This is a genomic window from Staphylococcus sp. HMSC65H10, from assembly GCF_001839185.1.
In the GTDB taxonomy this organism is placed as follows: Bacteria; Bacillota; Bacilli; order Staphylococcales; family Staphylococcaceae; genus Staphylococcus; species Staphylococcus simulans.
On the sequence record NZ_KV840424.1, the window covers coordinates 232,210 to 252,454 of the forward strand.

Below are 20,245 nucleotides of genomic sequence, written 5' to 3' on the forward strand. Positions count from 1 at the left end.
TGACACTAGAACAACAACTCAAGCACTATATAACAAACTTATTCAGTCTACCACAGGACGAAAAATGGGAATGTGAATCTATCGAGGAAGTGGCAGGTAATATCCTTCCTGATCAATATGTCAGACTTGGTCCACTTACCAACAAAATCCTTCATACGTATACTTACTACTCTGATACACTTCATGAAAATCATATATACCCCTTTATACTCTACTATCAGAAACAACTTATTGCGATTGGTTATATTGATGAAACAAACGATATGGACTTCTTATATCTTCATAACACAGTTATGCCACTACTAGATCAAAGACACTTACTTGAAAAGGAGAATTATAATAATGAATAAATGGATACACATAGCTCAGATAAGCGTCACAGTCATTACAGAAGTTATTACAATAATGAAAGATATAGAAAAGGAGAAATGAGCATGGAACGTTATATTACACGTGGTATTGCCAATTACTTGCCAGCAATGTTACAGCAACAGTTATGGAAACTTGTAGCGCAACGCGAAAACGAACAATTCAAGGAACTAGAAGAGATTGATTACTTTCATATATTCCAGTTCAATATGCATAATAGTCAATTATATATCAAACATAAGCAAGAACGTCCAGAGTACGTAAAAATTCATAAGGCAAATTATTCAAAAGCTATCAATATTAATAAGGTCTACATTATCCGAGAAGATGATGTAGACCTTTCTTATTACGTCATGTTGTTACCTGAAGAATATTAAATAAAGGAGTTAGATAAAATGAAATCAATCAAAAGTGTATTAGAAACTGAAGCGATATTTAGTCAGGATAAAATGCATCGTTATCTTCTCAAGAAAACTTGGGATATTGATAAAGAAGTACTTACAATTATAACGATGTATCCTCATTATGATGGTGTTATCAACGTTGACCTTACAACACAACTTATTGTCAATAAAGTAGCTGAAAAAGATGAATATGGTGGCGTTAATTTTATAAATCTTTTTTCAAATATTGATACCCCCATTAATTTAAAACATATCGAAAACAGCCATGACAAGCACACGGATATTCACATTATGAAAGCTGTCAAAGAAGCCGATAGTGTTTTATTGGCTTGGGGTTCCTACGGAAAAAAACCTCTTGTGGAAAATCGAGTGAATGAAGTATTAGACATGTTAAAACCTCACAGTAAGAAAATCAGTATATTAACAAATCCTCAAACAAATGAAATCATGCATCCATTAAATCCATACGCTAGAAAGGCATGGACAATTAAACCATTAAAGGAGACTAAATAGAATGAATCAAACATGGAAAGAAGTATACCAATATTTAATGCATCAACCACACATCGATGTTATTAAAGGCATTATCGCCTTTTCATCAAACAAAAAAAATAATTCAGAATTAGATGAGCTATATTCCATTTATATGAATGATGATTCTATCACATCCATTGTTCACCCTGACTTAATAGAAAGTATAGAGCTTATCCATAATGAGTAGAAAAAGAATAGATGTTGTCAAAGTCCAAATGGTTAAAGAAGATACACTTTGGTATTTAAAAAGACGTATTGAAGAACCAAAAGACGCTGCTGATATTATGCGTGACTTCATAGGAAATGCTGACCGAGAACACTTCATTTTAATTTGCTTGAATAGCAAAAATGAACCTACACATATTGAAACCGTCTCTATAGGAACCATTAATTTTGCGGTTATACATCCTCGAGAAATATTTAAAACAGCCATATTAAGTAACGCAACGGGTATGATTATTGGCCATAACCACCCAAGTGGAGACATATTAACCATAGTATAATAAATAATAGTAGTTAAAGTAGTTCAGGAGGAGATGTTAAAGGGAGATTTTACTTTAAATAAAAATTAACAAGGTTTATAATTTGTAGTACTTAAAGTGTTTAAAGAGGGGGGCGCGTGTGAGGGTTCAAAGGATAGAAGTGGAGAATAAGCCGTATCCATTGTATTTATTACTAGATAAAGAATACCAGCTAAATGAATGCTTCTAGTAAAAGGAAAATTATCAGTCAGAGTGAGATCAGCAAAAAAATAGCTGTAATGAATGAAGAAATGCAAGGGTTTTGGGCTAATAATAGTTGGGATATAAGAAAATGTCCACATCCTTCTGCCATAGAATTAAGTAAGAATCCTGCTTTAAGAAATCGTTGGGTTCGTTTTGAACGTGTTAAAAATCTGTGGTTAAGAACAGAATTGAAATATTTTTATTTTTACCATTTAAACAATGGAATATGGAATGCAAAAACTGTCTGGATTAGAAAAGGAACAGTAATTAATAAAATGTTGGATTTTTTAGATTTAAAGTATCCCAGCATTACTTCAATTACTGAAGTTCCTATTGATAAAGCAATGACGGAGTATAGAACATATTTGACAAAACAGGGTGTTAGAATTACCACCACTAATTATAAGATTACTGCTAATCAAGAAAAAACACCTGTAAAAGCTAATTCTTACTATGTTACTAATCTTAAACAATTTATTGAGTTTTATGAGGATTTTTATTTTGATGGAGAGGAGTGGGATAAAGACGTTTGGGATAGACGAAACTTACCTTTGCCAGATGATAAGGTTAACCCAACACAATATGAATATACAATTAACTTTAAAGGGTTTCGGAATACATATTTTAAACAGCTTGTAAAAAGATATTGTAAGTTAAGATTGAACATGGATAGCTTTTCCTATGTAAGTGATATTGCCCAAAAACTTAAAGAGTTCTTTAATTTTCTGGACATAAAGTTTAAACACGTTCAGAGAGTACACCAATTAACGAGAGTGGAAATTGAAGCATATTTAAGTGAACTAAACATGATGGGGATAAAACCTAGTACAATAACTGGGAGGATCTCTATATTGGAAGGACTATTTAGTACCCTTCATAGGCTAGAATGGGATGATGTTCCTTCCAAATTATTAATTTATCCCGAGGACTATCCGAAAATACCAAGAGCAAAACCTCGCTTTATAGACGAATTCGTTCTAGAGCAATTGAACAGTCATCTTGATAAATTACCCGAATATATAGCTACGATGACTATGATTGTTCAAGAATGTGGAATGAGGATAAGTGAATTGTGCACCTTGAAAAAAGGCTGTTTATTAGAGGACAAAGATGGAGATTACTTTTTAAAGTATTATCAATGGAAAATGAAAAAGGAGCATATAGTTCCAATATCTAAAGAGGTAGTTTTACTTATTAAAGTTCGGGAAGATAAAGTTTCAGAGGAATTTCCAGATAGTGAATACCTCTTTCCAAGAAAAGATGGATCGCCATTAAAACAAGAAACATTTAGAGGCGAATTAAATAAATTAGCTTATGAGCAAAATATAGTGGATAAATTAGGCGAGATTTATAGATTCCATGCCCATGCCTTTCGCCATTCAGTAGGAACAAGAATGATTAACAACGGGGTGCCCCAGCATATTGTGCAGAAATTTTTGGGACATGAAAGCCCAGAAATGACAAGCAGATACGCTCATATCTTTGATGAAACTCTAAAAAATGAATTTACTAAATTTCAAGAAAAACTGGTTACCAATAATGGAGATGTGCTCAATCTAGATGATGATAGTGAAGTCGATGATGTAGAGCTTCAATGGTTCAAGAAAAATATAAATGCACAAGTGCTTCCAAATGGTTATTGTAGATTGCCAGTAATAGCAGGTGGTTGTCCACATGCGAATGCATGCTTAGATTGCACTCACTTCTGTACCAGTAAGCAATTCTTACCACAGCACGAAGAACAGTTAGAGCGTACAGAAGAGTTATTAACCATAGCAAAGGATAAACAATGGCAAAGACAAATAGAGACTAATAGCCGTGTTAAAGAGCGTTTAGAACAAATCATTGGAAGTTTAACGGGGTAATTATCAATGAATAAACAAGTTAGAAATACAACAGAAATTGTACGTTTGGCGAAGCAGAAATCACAAAAGACAAGAGAAAAAGTAGACAAAGCGATTTCTAAATTTTCGATTGAAGGTAAAGCTATTAATTTTAATTCAATAGCAAAGGAAGCTAATGTTTCTAAATCATGGCTTTATAAGGAACACGATATTAGGCAAAGAATCGAATCCCTTCGTGAGCGTCAAATAACATCAAATGTAGTCTCAAAACCCAAGAAAAGTTCTCGTTCGGAGGAAATCCTTATAAAAACCTTAAAAAGAAGAGTTATGGAATTAGAAAAAGAAAATAAAAAATTACAGAACCAAATTCAAAAATTATATGGAGATCTGTATAATAAAGAGTAGTTTTTATTATTAATCTGTAGACAGATTGTGAAAGGATGCACTTAAACTAACGGGGCAGTTATGTTTAAGATACTTTAAAATTTGGTTAAAATCTCCGAAAGGATTGGTTTCTAACATTAGAAACCAATCCTTTTTAATATTAATTATATATCATTCAAACAATCATTTGACTATTTGTTTATAGTGGGATATATTATAATCATCAAACAAACAGTCATTTGAATAAGGAGGGTAATTATGACAAAAGATATGTGTGAAGTTACCTATATTCATGAAGATAAGGTAAACAGGGCTAAAAAAGACCTTGCTAAACAGAATCCTATGGATGTAGCGAAAGTTTTTAAGGCTCTATCAGATGATACAAGAGTTAAAATTGCTTATGTTTTGTCTTTAGAGGGAGAGTTATGTGTTTGTGATGTAGCTAATATCATTGAATCTTCAACGGCTACGGCATCCCATCATTTAAGATTATTGAAAAATTTAGGTATAGCAAAATACCGTAAAGAAGGAAAATTAGTCTATTATTCACTAGATGATGAGCATGTTAAACAGCTTGTAGAAAAAGCTTTCTTGCATCAAAGGGAGGTTGCTAGTATTGGATAGTTCAACAAAAACATTAACAGAAGATAAACAGGTTTACCGTGTGGAGGGTTTCTCGTGTGCGAATTGTGCTGGGAAGTTTGAAAAAAATGTAAAAGAACTATCAGGGGTGCATGATGCTAAAGTCAATTTCGGAGCTTCCAAAATTGATGTCTTTGGCAGTGCAACCGTTGAAGATCTGGAAAAGGCTGGTGCTTTCGAGAATCTTAAAGTGGCACCAGAGAAGGCTAGAAGAAGGGTCGAACCAGTGGTAACAGAAGATAAAAATGTTTACCGTGTGGAGGGATTTTCTTGCGCAAACTGTGCTGGGAAGTTTGAAAAAAATGTAAAACAACTAGCTGGAGTTCAGGATGCAAAAGTGAACTTTGGCGCTTCTAAAATTGATGTATATGGAAACGCATCGGTTGAAGAGCTTGAAAAAGCAGGTGCTTTCGAGAATCTTAAGGTAATTCCTGAAAAACTGGCGAATCCATCGATACAAGCGGTCAAAGAAGACACTAAGGCTCCTAAAGAAGAGAAAATACCGTTTTATAAAAAACACAGCACATTGCTGTTTGCCACATTACTGATTGCTTTTGGTTACCTTTCTCACTTTGTAAATGGAGAAGATAACCTTGTAACGTCCATGTTATTTGTAAGTTCGATTGTAATTGGCGGATATTCACTATTTAAAGTTGGTTTTCAAAATTTGATACGCTTTGATTTCGACATGAAAACCCTGATGACCGTTGCAGTTATTGGAGCTGCCATCATTGGTGAATGGGCAGAGGCATCCATTGTTGTCATTCTCTTTGCAATCAGTGAAGCACTTGAACGTTTTTCTATGGATAGAGCAAGACAGTCCATTCGTTCATTGATGGATATTGCCCCAAAAGAAGCACTTGTTAGGCGGAATGGTCAGGAAATAATGATCCATGTGGACGATATTGCCGTGGGTGATATTATGATCGTCAAACCAGGGGAGAAAATTGCCATGGATGGGATCATTATAAATGGTGTGTCGGCTGTCAACCAGGCTGCTATAACAGGAGAATCTGTCCCTGTTGCCAAAACGGTAGATGATGAAGTATTTGCAGGCACGCTTAACGAAGAGGGACTACTTGAAGTAAAAATCACCAAATACGTAGAGGATACAACTATCTCCAAGATTATTCATCTGGTTGAGGAAGCACAAGGGGAGCGCGCTCCAGCGCAAGCATTCGTAGATAAATTTGCGAAATATTATACGCCGATCATTATGGTTATTGCGGCGCTCGTTGCAGTCGTTCCACCTTTATTCTTTGGTGGAAGTTGGGATACTTGGGTTTATCAAGGATTAGCGGTACTTGTAGTTGGATGTCCGTGTGCATTAGTTATTTCTACTCCAATCTCGATTGTCTCGGCAATTGGAAATGCAGCTAAAAAAGGTGTGTTGATTAAAGGCGGTGTCTATCTAGAGGAATTAGGAGCCATTAAGGCAATCGCATTTGATAAAACAGGAACACTGACAAAAGGTGTACCAGTGGTAACAGATTTTAAAGTGTTAAATGATCAAGTGGAAGAAAAAGAGCTGTTTTCCATTATTACAGCTTTAGAATATCGATCACAACATCCACTTGCTTCAGCAATAATGAAGAAAGCAGAGCAAGATAATATTACTTATTCCGATGTTAGAGTGAAGGACTTCACTTCTATTACAGGTCGGGGCATTCAAGGGAATATAGATGGAACAACCTATTACATTGGCAGTCCAAGGCTTTTTAAAGAATTAAATGTTTCCGATTTTAGCCTTGAGTTTGAAAATAAAGTGAAAGTTTTACAAAACCAAGGGAAAACGGCCATGATTATTGGAACGGACCAAACAATCCTCGGCGTGATTGCAGTAGCAGATGAGGTCCGCGAAACAAGTAAAAATGTGATTCAAAAACTTCATCAGTTAGGAATCAAGCAAACAATTATGCTGACAGGTGATAATCAAGGTACCGCAGAAGCAATCGGTGCTCATGTAGGCGTTTCTGATATTCAGTCCGAATTGATGCCACAGGATAAGTTGGACTATATTAAAAAAATGAAAGCCGAGCATGGTAATGTAGCTATGATTGGCGATGGCGTCAATGATGCTCCTGCACTTGCTGCATCCACTGTTGGCATTGCAATGGGCGGTGCTGGAACAGATACTGCCATCGAGACAGCTGATATTGCATTAATGGGAGATGATTTAAGTAAGCTTCCATTTGCAGTAAGACTTAGCAGGAAAACGCTAAATATCATCAAAGCGAACATCACGTTTGCCATCGGAATTAAGATAATTGCCTTACTATTGGTTATTCCAGGCTGGCTAACCCTTTGGATTGCGATTCTTTCCGATATGGGAGCCACTATTTTGGTAGCATTAAATAGTTTGCGACTGATGAGAGTGAAGGATAAATAGGTACTATATGTGTGCAATTTACGGAAGGACTTTTCATTTTGAAGAAAAGTCCTATCCCTAAAATATTTGGAGATGATAAAATAATCGCGACGATACTGACGGCTACTGCGGTATATGTAGCAACAGGAATTGATTATCTCGTCATATTAATTCTTTTGTTTTCGCAAGTAAAAAAAGGTCAGGTAAAACATATTTGGATAGGACAATATATAGGGACTGCAATTGTGATAGGAGCAAGTCTTTTAGTTGCACAGGGGGTTGTAAATTTAATTCCTCAGCAATGGGTTATCGGACTACTTGGACTTTTACCACTTTACCTAGGCGTGAAAATATGGATTAAAGGAGAAGAGGATGAAGATGAAAGTAGCATTTTATCTTTATTCTCCTCTGGAAAATTTAATCAGTTATTTTTGACGATGATTTTCATCGTATTGGCTTCCAGTGCGGATGACTTTTCCATTTATATACCGTACTTCACGACCTTAAGTATGTCTGAAATCTTTATTGTCACTATTGTCTTTCTAATTATGGTTGGAGTTTTGTGCTATGTCAGTTACCGTCTAGCTTCCTTCGATTTTATATCGGAAACAATTGAGAAATATGAACGTTGGATTGTACCAATTGTATTCATTGGGCTAGGTATTTATATATTGTTTGAAAATGGAACATTCAATGCTCTGATTTCATTTCTTCTTTGAAGTGGCGAATCCAAACCATAAAGTAAAGTATAAAGAGGTTATCCTATTGATTGGGATAACCTTTTTATATTTAACTAATTATCATTTACGTTAAACACATGTACTTAAAGTAAGAACATTGATTTAAACCATTTTTTTCATAATTTACTCTTGATAAGATCCGACACCTTCTCCAGGAGATATCAAAATAACTCAGAGAATAAAAGAGATTAGTGAAATGATGGGCATTATATTATATGACCACATAATATTTTCAGAAAATGATCATCATTCAATTATCAAAAAAATTGCACTTTCTACTGGTATATATCCTTGCATTAATTTTATAAAAAATGCCCCTACTGAAGATATAAAAGCAATTGCTATGCTATTGTTCACTACCGTATTCATTGGTAATTTAAATAATGCTAATAATACAGGAATGATGATAAATGCTCCACCTGCACCCACAATTCCCGAAATTACACCAATTCCAAATCCAACTATAATAAATAGCAAAGGTTTAGATTTCGTCTCTTGTGTAGTAGGTTTAACTTTAATAAACATCAATATTAAAGCAAGTATGGCGATTATTACATATACCGTATTTACAAAAGTAGCATTAAACAAACTAGCTAAAATTGCCCCTAACATGCTTCCAATCAACATACCCCCTCCCATATATATAACAAGTTTAGGAGAGAAAGCTGGTTGTTTTCTTGCATTTAATGATCCACTAAGTGTACTGAAAAATACTTGACTAGAGGTAAGTCCCGAAGCAATATATGCACTATACGCAGGTATACCTATTAATGGTGGCAATATAAGAATAGCTGGGTAAATAATAATTGCGCCCCCAATACCTATTAATCCAGATATAAATCCACCCAGTACGCCAATTAGCAACATAATAGTCATATTTGCTATATCCATTATTTACTTTTAACTAATAAATTAACTGCTTCATTAATTAATTCTTGAGAACTTTCATTATTTTCTTCTGCTGTTTTAACGCATTCTATTAAATTTTCACTAATTATAATCCCCATTAAACGTTGTATAGAACCTTTAGATGCACTAAGTTGCGTAATTATATCTTTGCAATCTTTTTCTTCTTCCATCATTTTTACGACACCATTTAATTGACCTTGTATTCTATTTATACGATTAATCATTTTTTTATCATAAGTCATATTCATTTCCTCCACATAAATTGATTAAGTTAATAATAATAAATTAAAACAAAATTGTCAAATACCCCTATAGGTATTTGACAAATGATTCTATCCGTTTTATTATACCCTCATAGGTATTTATAGGAGGTAAGTATGGAACAATACAAAGAAGTACACATTAATTCATTAAACAAAGAAGAATTAGAAAAATTGGCAAAAATGGGTCAATTGATTGATGTTAGAACAAAAGAAGAATATGAATTAGGACACATTAACGGTTCAACTTTACACCCAGTAGAAGAGATTAAATCATTCAATAAGAATAGCAACAAAACGTATTATATACATTGTAAAAGCGGTAACCGAAGCACTAAAGCTTGCGATTATTTAGCCAAACAAGGTTATGATGTCGTGAATTTAAAGGGTGGATATAAAGATTATGAAGCAAAGAACTTCAATAGTGCTCCTTTAATAGAAAAAGATATTGAAATCAAAGAGAATCGTAAACAATTTGATTTTAGAGGTCTTCAGTGCCCTGGACCTATTGTTAATATCAGTAAAGAAATTAACAATATTTCAACGGGTGAGCAAATCGAGGTAACAGTTACAGATCCTGGTTTCAATAGTGATATTAAAAGTTGGGCGAAACAAACAGGGAATACCCTTGTAAATCTTACTGAAGAAGCAAATGTAATTAATGCAATTATTCAAAAAGAAAAGCCAAAAGAATTTGAAATCAATGACACTGCTACAGGTACAACAATTGTTTTATTTAGCGGTGAGTTAGATAAGGCAGTAGCAGCAATGATCATCGCAAATGGCGCTAAAGCAGCAGGTAAAGATGTAACTATTTTCTTTACTTTTTGGGGCCTCAACGCATTAAAAAAAGCGCAATCAACTCGCGTTAAAAAGAAAGGTATTTCCAAAATGTTTGACCTTATGTTACCTAAGGATCCAATACATATGCCATTATCAAAAATGAATATGTTTGGACTAGGTAATATTATGATGCGTTATGTAATGAACAAGAAAAATGTTGATTCTTTATACTCACTTATCGATCAAGCAATCGATCAAGATATAAAGTTAATTGCTTGTACCATGAGTATGGATGTTATGGGAATTTCAAAAGAAGAATTAAGAGATGAAGTCGATTATGGTGGCGTAGGTACTTATATTGGACATACTGAGCAAGCAAATCATAACTTATTTATCTAATCAATAAAATCTATTTTAAAAAGGAGTTTTTTTTGTTTTTCAAACAATTTTATGAAGACAATTTTTCACAAGCATCTTATTTAATTGGATGTCAACGTACAGGAGAAGCAATGATTATTGACCCTATACGAGATTTAACAAAATATTTAAAAGTTGCAGATAAAGAAGGATTCACAATTACTAAAGCTGCAGAAACACATATTCATGCTGATTTTGCTTCAGGTATTAGAGATGTGGCAAATAAATTGAATGCAAGTATATACGTATCTGATGAAGGTAAAGATGAATTTAATTATAAAAATATGCCTAAACAAACACATTTCGTTAAGCATCAAGATATTATCTATTTAGGAAAGATTAAATTAGAAGTCTTACACACTCCAGGCCATACCCCTGAGAGTATTAGTTTTTTACTTACTGACGAAGGTGGGGGTTCCAGTATACCAATGGGATTATTTAGCGGTGACTTCATCTTTGTTGGTGATGTAGGTAGACCAGATCTATTAGAAAAAGCTGTAAATGTTGAAGGTTCTACAAAAATCGGAGCAAAACAAATGTATCAGTCCATACAATTTGCTGCAACATTACCAGACTATATTCAAATTTGGCCAGGTCATGGTGCAGGGAGTCCTTGTGGTAAAGCGCTAGGTTCATTACCTACAACTACTTTGGGTTATGAGAAAATAAACAACTGGGCTTTTAATGTTAAAGATGAAACTTCATTTATCGAAACTTTAACACTCAATCAGCCAGCTCCACCACACCATTTTTCACAAATGAAAAAAATAAATCAATTTGGTATGCAAATGTACCAACCATATAATGTTTACCCTAGTTCAAGCAATACACAAACTGCTTTTGATCTTCGAAGTAAAGAAGCATTCCATGGTGGTCATATGCATGGAACTATCAATATTCCTTTTAATAAAACTTTTATAAATCAAATTGGTTGGTATTTAGATTATGACTAAGATATTGAATTAATTGGCGATAAATCTACCGTTCAACAAGCTATTCATGCTTTACAATTAATTGGTTTTGAAAATGTAAAAAGTTACCGTTTGCCACAAACAAATATCGTCACATCATCTATTCATAGTTCTGAAATGACTGGTGAAGAACATAATGTATTAGATGTTCGTAATGATGAATGGCGTAAAGGTCATTTAAAACAAGCAATTCATATTCCTCACGGTAAACTTTTAAATGAAGATATACCTTTCGATAAAAATGACCTAATTTATGTACATTGTCAATCAGGTGTTAGAAGTTCAATAGCGGTAGGAATATTAGAATATAAAGGATTTACGAATATTGTTAACGTTAGAGGTGGCTATCAACATTTACCAGCATTTTTAAAATAGTTTTCTTCTGCAATAGAACTATAAAAATCCCTCAATCCGAAAATTCAATTCGGATTGAGGGATTTTTTTATAAAGACAATTACGAACTTTGATTATTCATTTGAATTAGTTTTTTATGCTTTTATATCTAAGTAAATATCATTAATCTGTAGTACTTTTTGGATAATTGCTAATGTACCACCTAGCAAAGTTGCAAATTTGACATTAGATGTTAACTTTATTTGAATTTCGTTACGTGAATATTGTTTGAACTGGTTCTTAATTGCTTCTAATATTTCAGGCATTTCATTGAACAATGGACAGTTAATGTAAATTGCATTCGGATTAAACTGGGTGTTTAAATTATGTATTAAAACAGCAATTTTATTTATAAATTGTTCCATTTCTTCAACTACGACTTGATTTTTTTCATTATAAAATTGAATTAATTTGCTAAGCGTCATCTTCTCATTTAGTTGATTACTTAAATTATGCAGTAAAGCTTCTTGTGAAAAAATATCTTCAATCTTATGAAAGATCTCCACATTATCGCTAACTTTTGAGACAAGTGTTTTTCCAATTTCACCCGCTTCCCCATTTGCACCACGATACAATTGATTATTAATAATAAGCCCAGCACCAATACCTTTATGTATACTTAAAGCAATAAGATTATTGTAGGATAAATTATGATTAAAATTACGTTCATATAACGCTGAAAGATTCGCTTCATTTTCAACTACGACTGGAACATTAGTAATTTCTTTTATTTTCTTAGTAATTGAAATTCCTTCAGTTTCATGGAATGGTAAATATGTCACATGCTGCTCATTATCCACAACTCCATGTATAGAAACAGACACACCTAATAGTCCGTTATAAGTATCAAGTTTCTCCTGAATATCAATATGTTTTTTTATTATGCTTAATATACTACTAACCTTTTCATCAGGTAAATCATAAGATTCATGCTTAATGACATTACCATCAAAATAATTGTACATCACTTCAACAGAACTATAAGTTAAATCCAAAGAAATAAAATAACCATAAAGATGATTAACCTTCAGAAGAATAGGTTTTCTACCACCACTCTTCGTGCTATCACCCTCACCAACCTCATTAACAAGAGATTTATACTTTAACTTATTCAAAATACTAGAAATCGTTGCCTTATTAATCTCAAGATTTTTAGATATTTGAGTACGCGAAATATTATGATGGTTATAAATTTCCCTTAGCACTCTTTTTTCATTATCATTTATATTTAAAATATTTTCCATAATTGCCTACCCCATAAGTTATTTTGAATTTAGTTTATAGTTTATCATGTATTTTTATACCAACTATTTTAACATAAATTAAATTAAACCTTAGAACAACTTAAAACCTCACTTAGGTTATCATCTTCGTTCTTTTATTTTTTTTATTATTTCAATAAATTACGTATTTCCAATATGACGATTTTTTATGCAAAGTCGTTGTATGTTTTTCAAATTTTTGACATTTATGCAATCTAAATAGCCAATTAGGGAATTTTTAACATTTTTTATTTGTTTGATATTATACTTAATGTATCTTAAATAGAAAGAGGGTATGCATATGGATTTCACTGGTGTTATTACAAGCATTATTGATTTAATCAAGACTTGCATTCAGGCTTTCGGTTAATTTTTTCAACTAAAAAACAGAGGAAATATTCAACGACTTGATTGTTTCCTCTGTTTTCTATGTATTGTTGTAAACACAACAATTTTATTTTTTATTCAATATATTTCTCAATTCTTCTATTTCATCTTGTGATAGATCTTCTTTTTCTACAAAGTTTAAGACAAGTGAATTGAAACCGCCTTTGTATACTTTATTGATAAAGTTTTTAGATGTTTTATATTTTATATCACTTTCTTCTACAAGAGAGTAATATTGAAAAATTTTATTGTCTTTTTTACGATCTATAAATCCCTTTTTATACAATCTCGTTATAAGTGTACGAATGGTTTTTGGACTCCAGTCCTTTTGCATTTGTATTTCTTCTATTATATTATTCGCACTTGCATATTTTTTCATCCAAATGATATTCATAACTTCCCATTCTGCAGATGATATTTCATACGTTTTATTATCCATTATATTAACTCCATTTCTTTTAAAATACGCTCAGAAATTTGTTGTGCTTTTTCGCCATTCGCATTGTCTTCGCCTTTTAAATGTGTAGCAAAATAATACGTATTATCTTTCGTTTCAACATAACCTACGAACCATCCATTTGCTTCTTTGTGATTCACGATTCCTGTTCCAGTTTTACCTACATATTTATAAGTATCTTTTTGTTTCAAAGTCATACTATTTTCAACTTTTTCAATAGCCTTATTATCAAAATGCATGTTATGTTGTTTCATATTTTTCAACAAATTAACCTGTTCTATTGCAGAAATTTTTAATGAAGATTCATTCCAATAATTTTCATTCCCTGATATTTCTTCATTACCATATTCAATTAGATCTAAATAAGATTTAACCTCATCTTGTCTTAAATGTTTGTTTAAATTTTCGTAATACCAATTTACTGAATATTTCATTGAAGAATTTAAATTTTGATCTTGGTTCCATTCTTTAAATGGATATTGATGTTTATCCCATTGTTGTTCAGTATGATTTAATGAGAGTAAATTTTGGTCGAATGCCATTAACGCTAAATAAATTTTGTAAGTAGAATTAGGTGAATATCGTTGTTTACTTTCTGGTTCATTATAAATAGAATAAGCTTGCTCCCGTTCATTATAAAGCACAAAACTTCCATCAAATCCTTTGAAATACGGAGCTAGTTGATTTAATTTTTTATATGATACATTTGTTTCATATTTGTCTTGTTGAACATGTGCAGATAGTAACGGTGCTTGTATTAAAAGCGATATACTACATACAATATACGCAACAATACGCTTGTTTCGATTAGGTTTAGGCATTGAATCATAAAGTGCAATATACTTAACACGTTCTTTAATATTTGAATTAAAACCTAGTAAATATTGTGCTGCCACATTATTTATGTGCTGAGATTTTAAAATAGAGCATTTTAATATCGATTCACCATAACGTATATGTTCATGGCGATTCAAAATTTTTAAAACGTTTCTATCACATACTTTTTCACAGTCATTGTCCATCATTGTTTTACTTATATATAGTGCAGGATTAAACCAGAATATCATTTTAAAAACAACATAAAGCTGGTTGAATATTAAGTCATGACTTTTCACATGTGATAGTTCATGTAGAATAATATATTCAATTTCTTTGTCATTCATGGTTTCGACTACGACAGTTGGTAGTACAATTTGGGATTTCACTAAACCAAATACCATCGGATTATCAATGTTTGAACTATAACTAATTGTTATATGCTTTTTGTAGAACTGCATCTTACTTTGACATACTTTAAGTCGTTCATTAAGATATGACGATTCCAATGACGAACTTTTAATAACATCAATTTGTCGGAATGCCTTAATCATATAAAATAAGCACAACAAACTACCAAATACCCATATCAAAAGAATCATATACGTTATATTTGAGGTCTCAAACTGATTAACATTAATTGCTAAGTCTTTCGTAACAGATGATTGTTGACCATCTAACATATGACTAACCGAAGAAGTCGTGTCAGATACATTTCGATTCATCATATCTTTTGAAAATGTAAAATTCGATATTTTGTAAAATGGTATTAATGGAATTAACGTGGAGACGAGCACTAATAACCAAATCTTATGTGACATAATATTTTGAGTATATTTTATATAGAGCATTCTCACTAAAAAAATTACACATATCGTGAGCAATGAACTGATTATACTTAACATTAAAAAAGATGATAACACCTTCTACACCTCCATATCACAAAAATTATAACATTATTTTGACATAAATACTACATTTGTAGTATACTACAAATGTAGTCTTATATAAGGAGGATATTGATGAAAAAGATAAAAATTGTTCCACTTATTTTAATAGTTGTAGTTGTCGGGTTTGGTATATATTTTTATGCTTCAAAAGATAAAGAAATTAATAATACTATTGATGCAATTGAAGATAAAAATTTCAAACAAGTTTATAAAGATAGCAGTTATATTTCTAAAAGCGATAATGGTGAAGTAGAAATGACTGAACGTCCGATAAAAATATATAATAGTTTAGGCGTTAAAGATATAAACATTCAGGATCGTAAAATAAAAAAAGTATCTAAAAATAAAAAACGAGTAGATGCTCAATATAAAATTAAAACAAACTACGGTAACATTGATCGCAACGTTCAATTTAATTTTGTTAAAGAAGATGGTATGTGGAAGTTAGATTGGGATCATAGCGTCATTATTCCAGGAATGCAGAAAGACCAAAGCATACATATTGAAAATTTAAAATCAGAACGTGGTAAAATTTTAGACCGAAACAATGTGGAATTGGCCAATACAGGAACAGCATATGAGATAGGCATCGTTCCAAAGAATGTATCTAAAAAAGATTATAAAGCAATCGCTAAAGAACTAAGTATTTCTGAAGACTATATCAAACAACAAATGGATCAAAATTGGGTACAAGATGATACCTTCGTTCCACTTAAAACCGTTAAAAAAATGGATGAATATTTAAGTGATTTCGCAAAAAAATTTCATCTTACAACTAATGAAACAGAAAGTCGTAACTATCCTCTAGAAAAAGCGACTTCACATCTATTAGGTTATGTTGGTCCCATTAACTCTGAAGAATTAAAACAAAAAGAATATAAAGGCTATAAAGATGATGCAGTTATTGGTAAAAAGGGACTCGAAAAACTTTACGATAAAAAGCTCCAACATGAAGATGGCTATCGTGTCACAATCGTTGACGATAATAGCAATACAATCGCACATACATTAATAGAGAAAAAGAAAAAAGATGGCAAAGATATTCAACTAACTATTGATGCTAAAGTTCAAAAGAGTATTTATAACAACATGAAAAATGATTATGGCTCAGGTACTGCTATCCACCCTCAAACAGGTGAATTATTAGCACTTGTAAGCACACCTTCATATGACGTCTATCCATTTATGTATGGCATGAGTAACGAAGAATATAATAAATTAACCGAAGATAAAAAAGAACCTCTGCTCAACAAGTTCCAGATTACAACTTCACCAGGTTCAACTCAAAAAATATTAACAGCAATGATTGGGTTAAATAACAAAACATTAGACGATAAAACAAGTTATAAAATCGATGGTAAAGGTTGGCAAAAAGATAAATCTTGGGGTGGTTACAACGTTACAAGATATGAAGTGGTAAATGGTAATATCGACTTAAAACAAGCAATAGAATCATCAGATAACATTTTCTTTGCTAGAGTAGCACTCGAATTAGGCAGTAAGAAATTTGAAAAAGGCATGAAAAAACTAGGTGTTGGTGAAGATATACCAAGTGATTATCCATTTTATAATGCTCAAATTTCAAACAAAAATTTAGATAATGAAATATTATTAGCTGATTCAGGTTACGGACAAGGTGAAATACTGATTAACCCAGTACAGATCCTTTCAATCTATAGCGCATTAGAAAATAATGGCAATATTAACGCACCTCACTTATTAAAAGACACGAAAAACAAAGTTTGGAAGAAAAATATTATTTCCAAAGAAAATATCAATCTATTAACTGATGGTATGCAACAAGTCGTAAATAAAACACATAAAGAAGATATTTATAGATCTTATGCAAACTTAATTGGCAAATCCGGTACTGCAGAACTCAAAATGAAACAAGGAGAAACAGGCAGACAAATTGGGTGGTTTATATCATATGATAAAGATAATCCAAACATGATGATGGCTATTAATGTTAAAGATGTACAAGATAAAGGAATGGCTAGCTACAATGCCAAAATCTCAGGTAAAGTGTATGATGAGCTATATGAGAACGGTAATAAAAAATACGATATAGATGAATAACAAAACAGTGAAGCAATCCGTAACGATGGTTGCTTCACTGTTTTATTATGAATTATTAATAAGTGCTGTTACTTCTCCCTTAAATACAATTTCTTCATTTTCATTGTATGTTGAAAGTGACACTGTAACGAGTCCATTTTCTTTTTTTATGGATTTCTTATTTGTAATTTCAGCGATAACGTACAATGTATTACCTGGGTATACAGGTTTAATAAATTTAACGTTATTCATTTGTGTTCCTGCTACAACTTCTTCTCCGTATTTACCTTCTTCTACCCATAATTTAAATGATATTGAAAGTGTATGCATGCCAGATGCAATGATACCTTTAAATCTACTTTGTTCTGCTTTTTCTTTATCTATATGCATATATTGAGGATCAAAAGTTGTTGCAAATTGGATAATTTCTTCTTCTGTAATATGAAGGCTTTTTGTTTTGAATGTTTCTCCTACTATAAAATCATCGTATTTCATATATGTCTCTCTTTCTTATTCAAATTAATTTTTTAGTATGTAACATGTTAAAGGTAAGTCTACCGTCACTGAAACGTAAGACTCACCTCTAACTTTCTATTGAGACAAATGCACCATTTTATCTGCATTGTCTGTAAAGATACCATCAACTCCCCAATTAGCAAGTTGGTTTGCACGTGCTGGTTTGTTTACAGTCCATACGTTCAATTCATAACCCGCTTCTTTTACCATTTTTACTTTTGCTTTAGTAAGTTTGGCATCTTCAGTGTTTACTATTTTAGCATTACAGTAATCTAAAAGTGTTCTCCAGTCTTCACGAAACGAAGTTGTATGGAATATAACTGCTCTGTTATATTGTGGCATGATTTCTTCTGCAAGTTTAACAAGCACAACATTAAAGCTTGAAATGAGCACTTCTTGATTCTGATTTAAGTTTGTTAATTGTTCTTCCACTTGCTTAACCATACTTTTAGAAAGTGCTAGTCCATTCGGTCCAGTAATACCTTTTAATTCTACATTTAAATTCATATTATATTCATTTGCTATTTTTACTACATCATCGAAAGTTGGCAAATGTTCATCTTTGAATTTTTCACCAAACCAAGATCCTGCAGAAGCATCTTTAATTTCATCATAATTCAATTCAGTTATTTCCCCGGACATATTTGTAGTCCGTTCTAAATAATCATCATGAATGATAATCAGTTGTTCATCTTTTGTAATTGCAACATCTAACTCCAACCAGTTTATACCTTCTACTTCTGAAGCAGCTTTAAATGATGCAATTGTATTTTCCGGAGCTTTACTAGGTAATCCTCTATGTCCATATACAGTTAGCATATTACCTCTCCTTGCATTTTTATTTTTTTAATTAACGTAACTGTATTATCACATTAATCGCACTTTTATTTCCATTAAAAAGAGATGAATATCATAAATAAAGAAGTCGATAGATTCGTATTGATTATGGAGTTAATCTACGTCTCATCTCATTTTTAAAAAATCATTTATGTCCCAAGCTCCATTTTGTAATCAAGTCTAGTTTTTCTGTACCCCTTATCTGCAATTTTACTTAGGATTGCTTTTAACGTACCTCTTATCTGCAATTTTACTTAGGATTGCTTTTAACTTACCCCTTATCAGCAATTTTACTGAGAACTGCTTTTAACGCACCTCTTATCTGCAATTTTGCCTAGAACTGCTTTTAACGTACCTCTTATCTGCAATTTTACTGAGAACTGCTTTTAACTTACCCCTTATCAGCAATTTTGCATGAAATTGCTTTTAACGTACCTCTTATCTGCAATTTTACTTAGAACTGCTTTTAACGTACCTCTTATCTGTAATTTTACTGAGAACTGCTTTTAACAAACCTCTTATCTGCAATTTTACTTAGAATTGCTTTTACTATTCCTCTTATTAGTATAATCTCAGTAAGAATGCGTATAAAAATGAAAATTACAACCGATTTTGTAAGTGCTGACGCCTGAGGGAATAGTATGTGCGAGAGACTAATGGCTCGAGCCATACCCCTAGGCAAGCATGCACGTACAAAATCGTAAGATAAAAAAATAAGCATATCACTGTAAACTTTAAAAAATCAGTTTAGTGATATGCTTATTTATTTCGAGTTAGGATTTATGTCCCAAGCTCATCAAGCACAATCGGCCACTAGTTTATTTCTCTATCTTATATGTTCTGATATGGTCTTCTATACTGTATAAGTATACTTTTGAATATGGATCTTGTGTCAATTCACGTTCGAAATCAAATTCTTGATTATCAAATCTGTTAAAGAATGTTTCGTATTCTTCGACTGATAATTGCTCTCTAGATTCTAGCATATTTAAGTGTTTCTCTTTATCTAATGCTTTGTCATATCCTTTAACGATTGAACCACTAAAGATTTCTTCTACTGCTCCTGAACCATAACTAAATAGACATACTTTCTCTTCTGGTTGGAATGTGTGGTTCTGTAATAACGAAATTAAACTTAAGTATAATGATCCTGTATAAATGTTACCAACATCTCTATTCCATAATACGGTTCTGTTGCAAAGTTGAATTTATAGTATAA

At 32.1% G+C, this 20,245-nt stretch carries 20 protein-coding genes and 2 pseudogenes; 14 read left to right on the top strand and 8 right to left on the bottom strand.

What is annotated here, in order from left to right; genetic code table 11:
- The 10 genes from HMPREF3270_RS12790 to HMPREF3270_RS12835 form a co-directional block, all read left to right on the top strand.
- Positions 1–350, top strand: a 350-nt coding sequence (locus tag HMPREF3270_RS12790; RefSeq protein WP_070867271.1) for an SAUGI family uracil-DNA glycosylase inhibitor, incomplete at its 5' end; no start/stop codon positions are given.
- Positions 351–434: 84 nt separating this feature from the next.
- Positions 435–746: a DUF960 family protein gene (locus HMPREF3270_RS12795; protein WP_069855724.1), complete on the top strand. Its 312-nt coding sequence runs from the start codon at positions 435–437 to the stop codon at positions 744–746.
- Between the two features lie 18 nt (positions 747–764).
- On the top strand, positions 765–1,286 hold the full coding sequence (locus tag HMPREF3270_RS12800) for a DUF1643 domain-containing protein (protein ID WP_000836008.1): 522 nt from the start codon (positions 765–767) through the stop codon (positions 1,284–1,286).
- 1 nt (position 1,287) lies between these two features.
- A complete protein-coding gene (locus tag HMPREF3270_RS12805; RefSeq protein ID WP_001077283.1) occupies positions 1,288–1,494 on the top strand; it encodes a hypothetical protein in 207 nt (68 codons plus the stop codon).
- A 28-nt stretch (positions 1,495–1,522) separates the two neighbouring features.
- On the top strand, positions 1,523–1,810 hold the full coding sequence (locus HMPREF3270_RS12810) for a JAB domain-containing protein (protein ID WP_001824855.1): 288 nt from the start codon (positions 1,523–1,525) through the stop codon (positions 1,808–1,810).
- 194 nt (positions 1,811–2,004) lie between these two features.
- Positions 2,005–3,897 carry a site-specific integrase gene (locus tag HMPREF3270_RS12815; protein ID WP_002485298.1) on the top strand — a complete coding sequence of 631 codons (1,893 nt, stop codon included), beginning with the start codon at positions 2,005–2,007 and terminating at the stop codon, positions 3,895–3,897.
- A 6-nt stretch (positions 3,898–3,903) separates the two neighbouring features.
- On the top strand, positions 3,904–4,281 hold the full coding sequence (locus HMPREF3270_RS12820; RefSeq protein WP_001041908.1) for a DUF6262 family protein: 378 nt from the start codon (positions 3,904–3,906) through the stop codon (positions 4,279–4,281).
- Between the two features lie 237 nt (positions 4,282–4,518).
- Complete coding sequence (locus tag HMPREF3270_RS12825) at positions 4,519–4,884, top strand: ArsR/SmtB family transcription factor (RefSeq protein WP_000159127.1); 366 nt, start codon at positions 4,519–4,521, stop codon at positions 4,882–4,884.
- Positions 4,877–7,291, top strand: coding sequence for a cadmium-translocating P-type ATPase CadA (locus tag HMPREF3270_RS12830; protein ID WP_070867272.1), 2,415 nt, complete (start codon positions 4,877–4,879; stop codon positions 7,289–7,291). The genes HMPREF3270_RS12825 and HMPREF3270_RS12830 overlap by 8 nt, the downstream gene beginning before the upstream one ends.
- Positions 7,292–7,371: 80 nt before the next feature.
- The gene (locus HMPREF3270_RS12835; protein ID WP_000562107.1) at positions 7,372–7,989 is read left to right on the top strand and encodes a CadD family cadmium resistance transporter; all 618 of its coding nucleotides are present in this window, start codon (positions 7,372–7,374) and stop codon (positions 7,987–7,989) included.
- A gap of 273 nt (positions 7,990–8,262) precedes the next feature.
- Here HMPREF3270_RS12835 and HMPREF3270_RS12840 read toward each other — a convergent pair.
- Both HMPREF3270_RS12840 and cstR read right to left on the bottom strand, forming a co-directional pair.
- A pseudogene (locus HMPREF3270_RS12840) lies at positions 8,263–8,901 on the bottom strand (sulfite exporter TauE/SafE family protein); the annotation flags it as partial.
- Positions 8,901–9,161, bottom strand: a complete 261-nt coding sequence (gene cstR, locus HMPREF3270_RS12845; RefSeq protein WP_000220507.1) for a persulfide-sensing transcriptional repressor CstR — start codon at positions 9,159–9,161, stop codon at positions 8,901–8,903. The pseudogene HMPREF3270_RS12840 and the gene cstR, both read right to left, overlap by 1 nt.
- A gap of 135 nt (positions 9,162–9,296) precedes the next feature.
- Between cstR and HMPREF3270_RS12850 the strand changes: the two genes are divergently transcribed.
- Both HMPREF3270_RS12850 and cstB read left to right on the top strand, forming a co-directional pair.
- Positions 9,297–10,361 (top strand): DsrE/DsrF/DrsH-like family protein, encoded by a 1,065-nt coding sequence (locus HMPREF3270_RS12850; protein WP_000438836.1) that lies wholly within the window; start codon positions 9,297–9,299, stop codon positions 10,359–10,361.
- A 32-nt stretch (positions 10,362–10,393) separates the two neighbouring features.
- A pseudogene (gene cstB, locus HMPREF3270_RS12855) lies at positions 10,394–11,725 on the top strand (persulfide dioxygenase-sulfurtransferase CstB).
- Positions 11,726–11,838: 113 nt separating this feature from the next.
- Here the strand turns inward: cstB and HMPREF3270_RS12865 are convergent.
- Positions 11,839–12,987, bottom strand: coding sequence for an ROK family transcriptional regulator (locus tag HMPREF3270_RS12865; protein WP_141763159.1), 1,149 nt, complete (start codon positions 12,985–12,987; stop codon positions 11,839–11,841).
- 319 nt (positions 12,988–13,306) lie between these two features.
- On the opposite strand from HMPREF3270_RS12865, the gene psm-mec reads away from it, so the two are divergent.
- Complete coding sequence (gene psm-mec / locus HMPREF3270_RS13850; protein WP_014532405.1) at positions 13,307–13,375, top strand: phenol-soluble modulin PSM-mec; 69 nt, start codon at positions 13,307–13,309, stop codon at positions 13,373–13,375.
- Between the two features lie 84 nt (positions 13,376–13,459).
- Here psm-mec and mecI read toward each other — a convergent pair whose 3' ends face one another.
- Positions 13,460–13,831, bottom strand: coding sequence for a mecA-type methicillin resistance repressor MecI (gene mecI, locus HMPREF3270_RS12870; protein ID WP_000369214.1), 372 nt, complete (start codon positions 13,829–13,831; stop codon positions 13,460–13,462).
- Positions 13,831–15,588 (bottom strand): beta-lactam sensor/signal transducer MecR1, encoded by a 1,758-nt coding sequence (mecR1, locus tag HMPREF3270_RS12875; RefSeq protein WP_000952923.1) that lies wholly within the window; start codon positions 15,586–15,588, stop codon positions 13,831–13,833. Before mecR1 ends, mecI begins: the two co-directional genes overlap by 1 nt.
- 96 nt (positions 15,589–15,684) lie before the next feature.
- Here mecR1 and mecA point away from each other — a divergent pair, with 96 nt between their 5' ends.
- Entirely contained in the window at positions 15,685–17,694 is a 2,010-nt protein-coding gene (gene mecA, locus HMPREF3270_RS12880) for a PBP2a family beta-lactam-resistant peptidoglycan transpeptidase MecA (RefSeq protein WP_063852655.1), read from the top strand.
- A gap of 45 nt (positions 17,695–17,739) precedes the next feature.
- Here mecA and HMPREF3270_RS12885 read toward each other — a convergent pair whose 3' ends face one another.
- The 3 genes from HMPREF3270_RS12885 to HMPREF3270_RS13690 form a co-directional block, all read right to left on the bottom strand.
- Positions 17,740–18,168: a MaoC family dehydratase gene (locus tag HMPREF3270_RS12885; RefSeq protein ID WP_000872606.1), complete on the bottom strand. Its 429-nt coding sequence runs from the start codon at positions 18,166–18,168 to the stop codon at positions 17,740–17,742.
- 96 nt (positions 18,169–18,264) lie between these two features.
- Positions 18,265–19,008, bottom strand: a complete 744-nt coding sequence (locus tag HMPREF3270_RS12890; RefSeq protein WP_000958858.1) for a glycerophosphoryl diester phosphodiesterase — start codon at positions 19,006–19,008, stop codon at positions 18,265–18,267.
- An 836-nt stretch (positions 19,009–19,844) separates the two neighbouring features.
- A complete protein-coding gene (locus HMPREF3270_RS13690) occupies positions 19,845–20,234 on the bottom strand; it encodes a hydroxymethylglutaryl-CoA synthase (RefSeq protein ID WP_083326852.1) in 390 nt (129 codons plus the stop codon).
- Between the last annotated feature and the right edge of the window lie 11 nt (positions 20,235–20,245).

Coding starts and splice junctions, on each gene's coding strand:
- HMPREF3270_RS12795 (WP_069855724.1), top strand. CDS start 435: ATGGAACGTTATATTACACGTGGTATTGCCAATTACTTGCCAGCAATG.
- HMPREF3270_RS12800 (WP_000836008.1), top strand. CDS start 765: ATGAAATCAATCAAAAGTGTATTAGAAACTGAAGCGATATTTAGTCAG.
- HMPREF3270_RS12805 (WP_001077283.1), top strand. CDS start 1,288: ATGAATCAAACATGGAAAGAAGTATACCAATATTTAATGCATCAACCA.
- HMPREF3270_RS12810 (WP_001824855.1), top strand. CDS start 1,523: ATGGTTAAAGAAGATACACTTTGGTATTTAAAAAGACGTATTGAAGAA.
- HMPREF3270_RS12815 (WP_002485298.1), top strand. CDS start 2,005: ATGAATGCTTCTAGTAAAAGGAAAATTATCAGTCAGAGTGAGATCAGC.
- HMPREF3270_RS12820 (WP_001041908.1), top strand. CDS start 3,904: ATGAATAAACAAGTTAGAAATACAACAGAAATTGTACGTTTGGCGAAG.
- HMPREF3270_RS12825 (WP_000159127.1), top strand. CDS start 4,519: ATGACAAAAGATATGTGTGAAGTTACCTATATTCATGAAGATAAGGTA.
- cstR (WP_000220507.1), bottom strand. CDS start 9,161: ATGACTTATGATAAAAAAATGATTAATCGTATAAATAGAATACAAGGT.
- HMPREF3270_RS12850 (WP_000438836.1), top strand. CDS start 9,297: ATGGAACAATACAAAGAAGTACACATTAATTCATTAAACAAAGAAGAA.
- HMPREF3270_RS12865 (WP_141763159.1), bottom strand. CDS start 12,987: ATGGAAAATATTTTAAATATAAATGATAATGAAAAAAGAGTGCTAAGG.
- mecI (WP_000369214.1), bottom strand. CDS start 13,831: ATGGATAATAAAACGTATGAAATATCATCTGCAGAATGGGAAGTTATG.
- HMPREF3270_RS12885 (WP_000872606.1), bottom strand. CDS start 18,168: ATGAAATACGATGATTTTATAGTAGGAGAAACATTCAAAACAAAAAGC.
- HMPREF3270_RS12890 (WP_000958858.1), bottom strand. CDS start 19,008: ATGCTAACTGTATATGGACATAGAGGATTACCTAGTAAAGCTCCGGAA.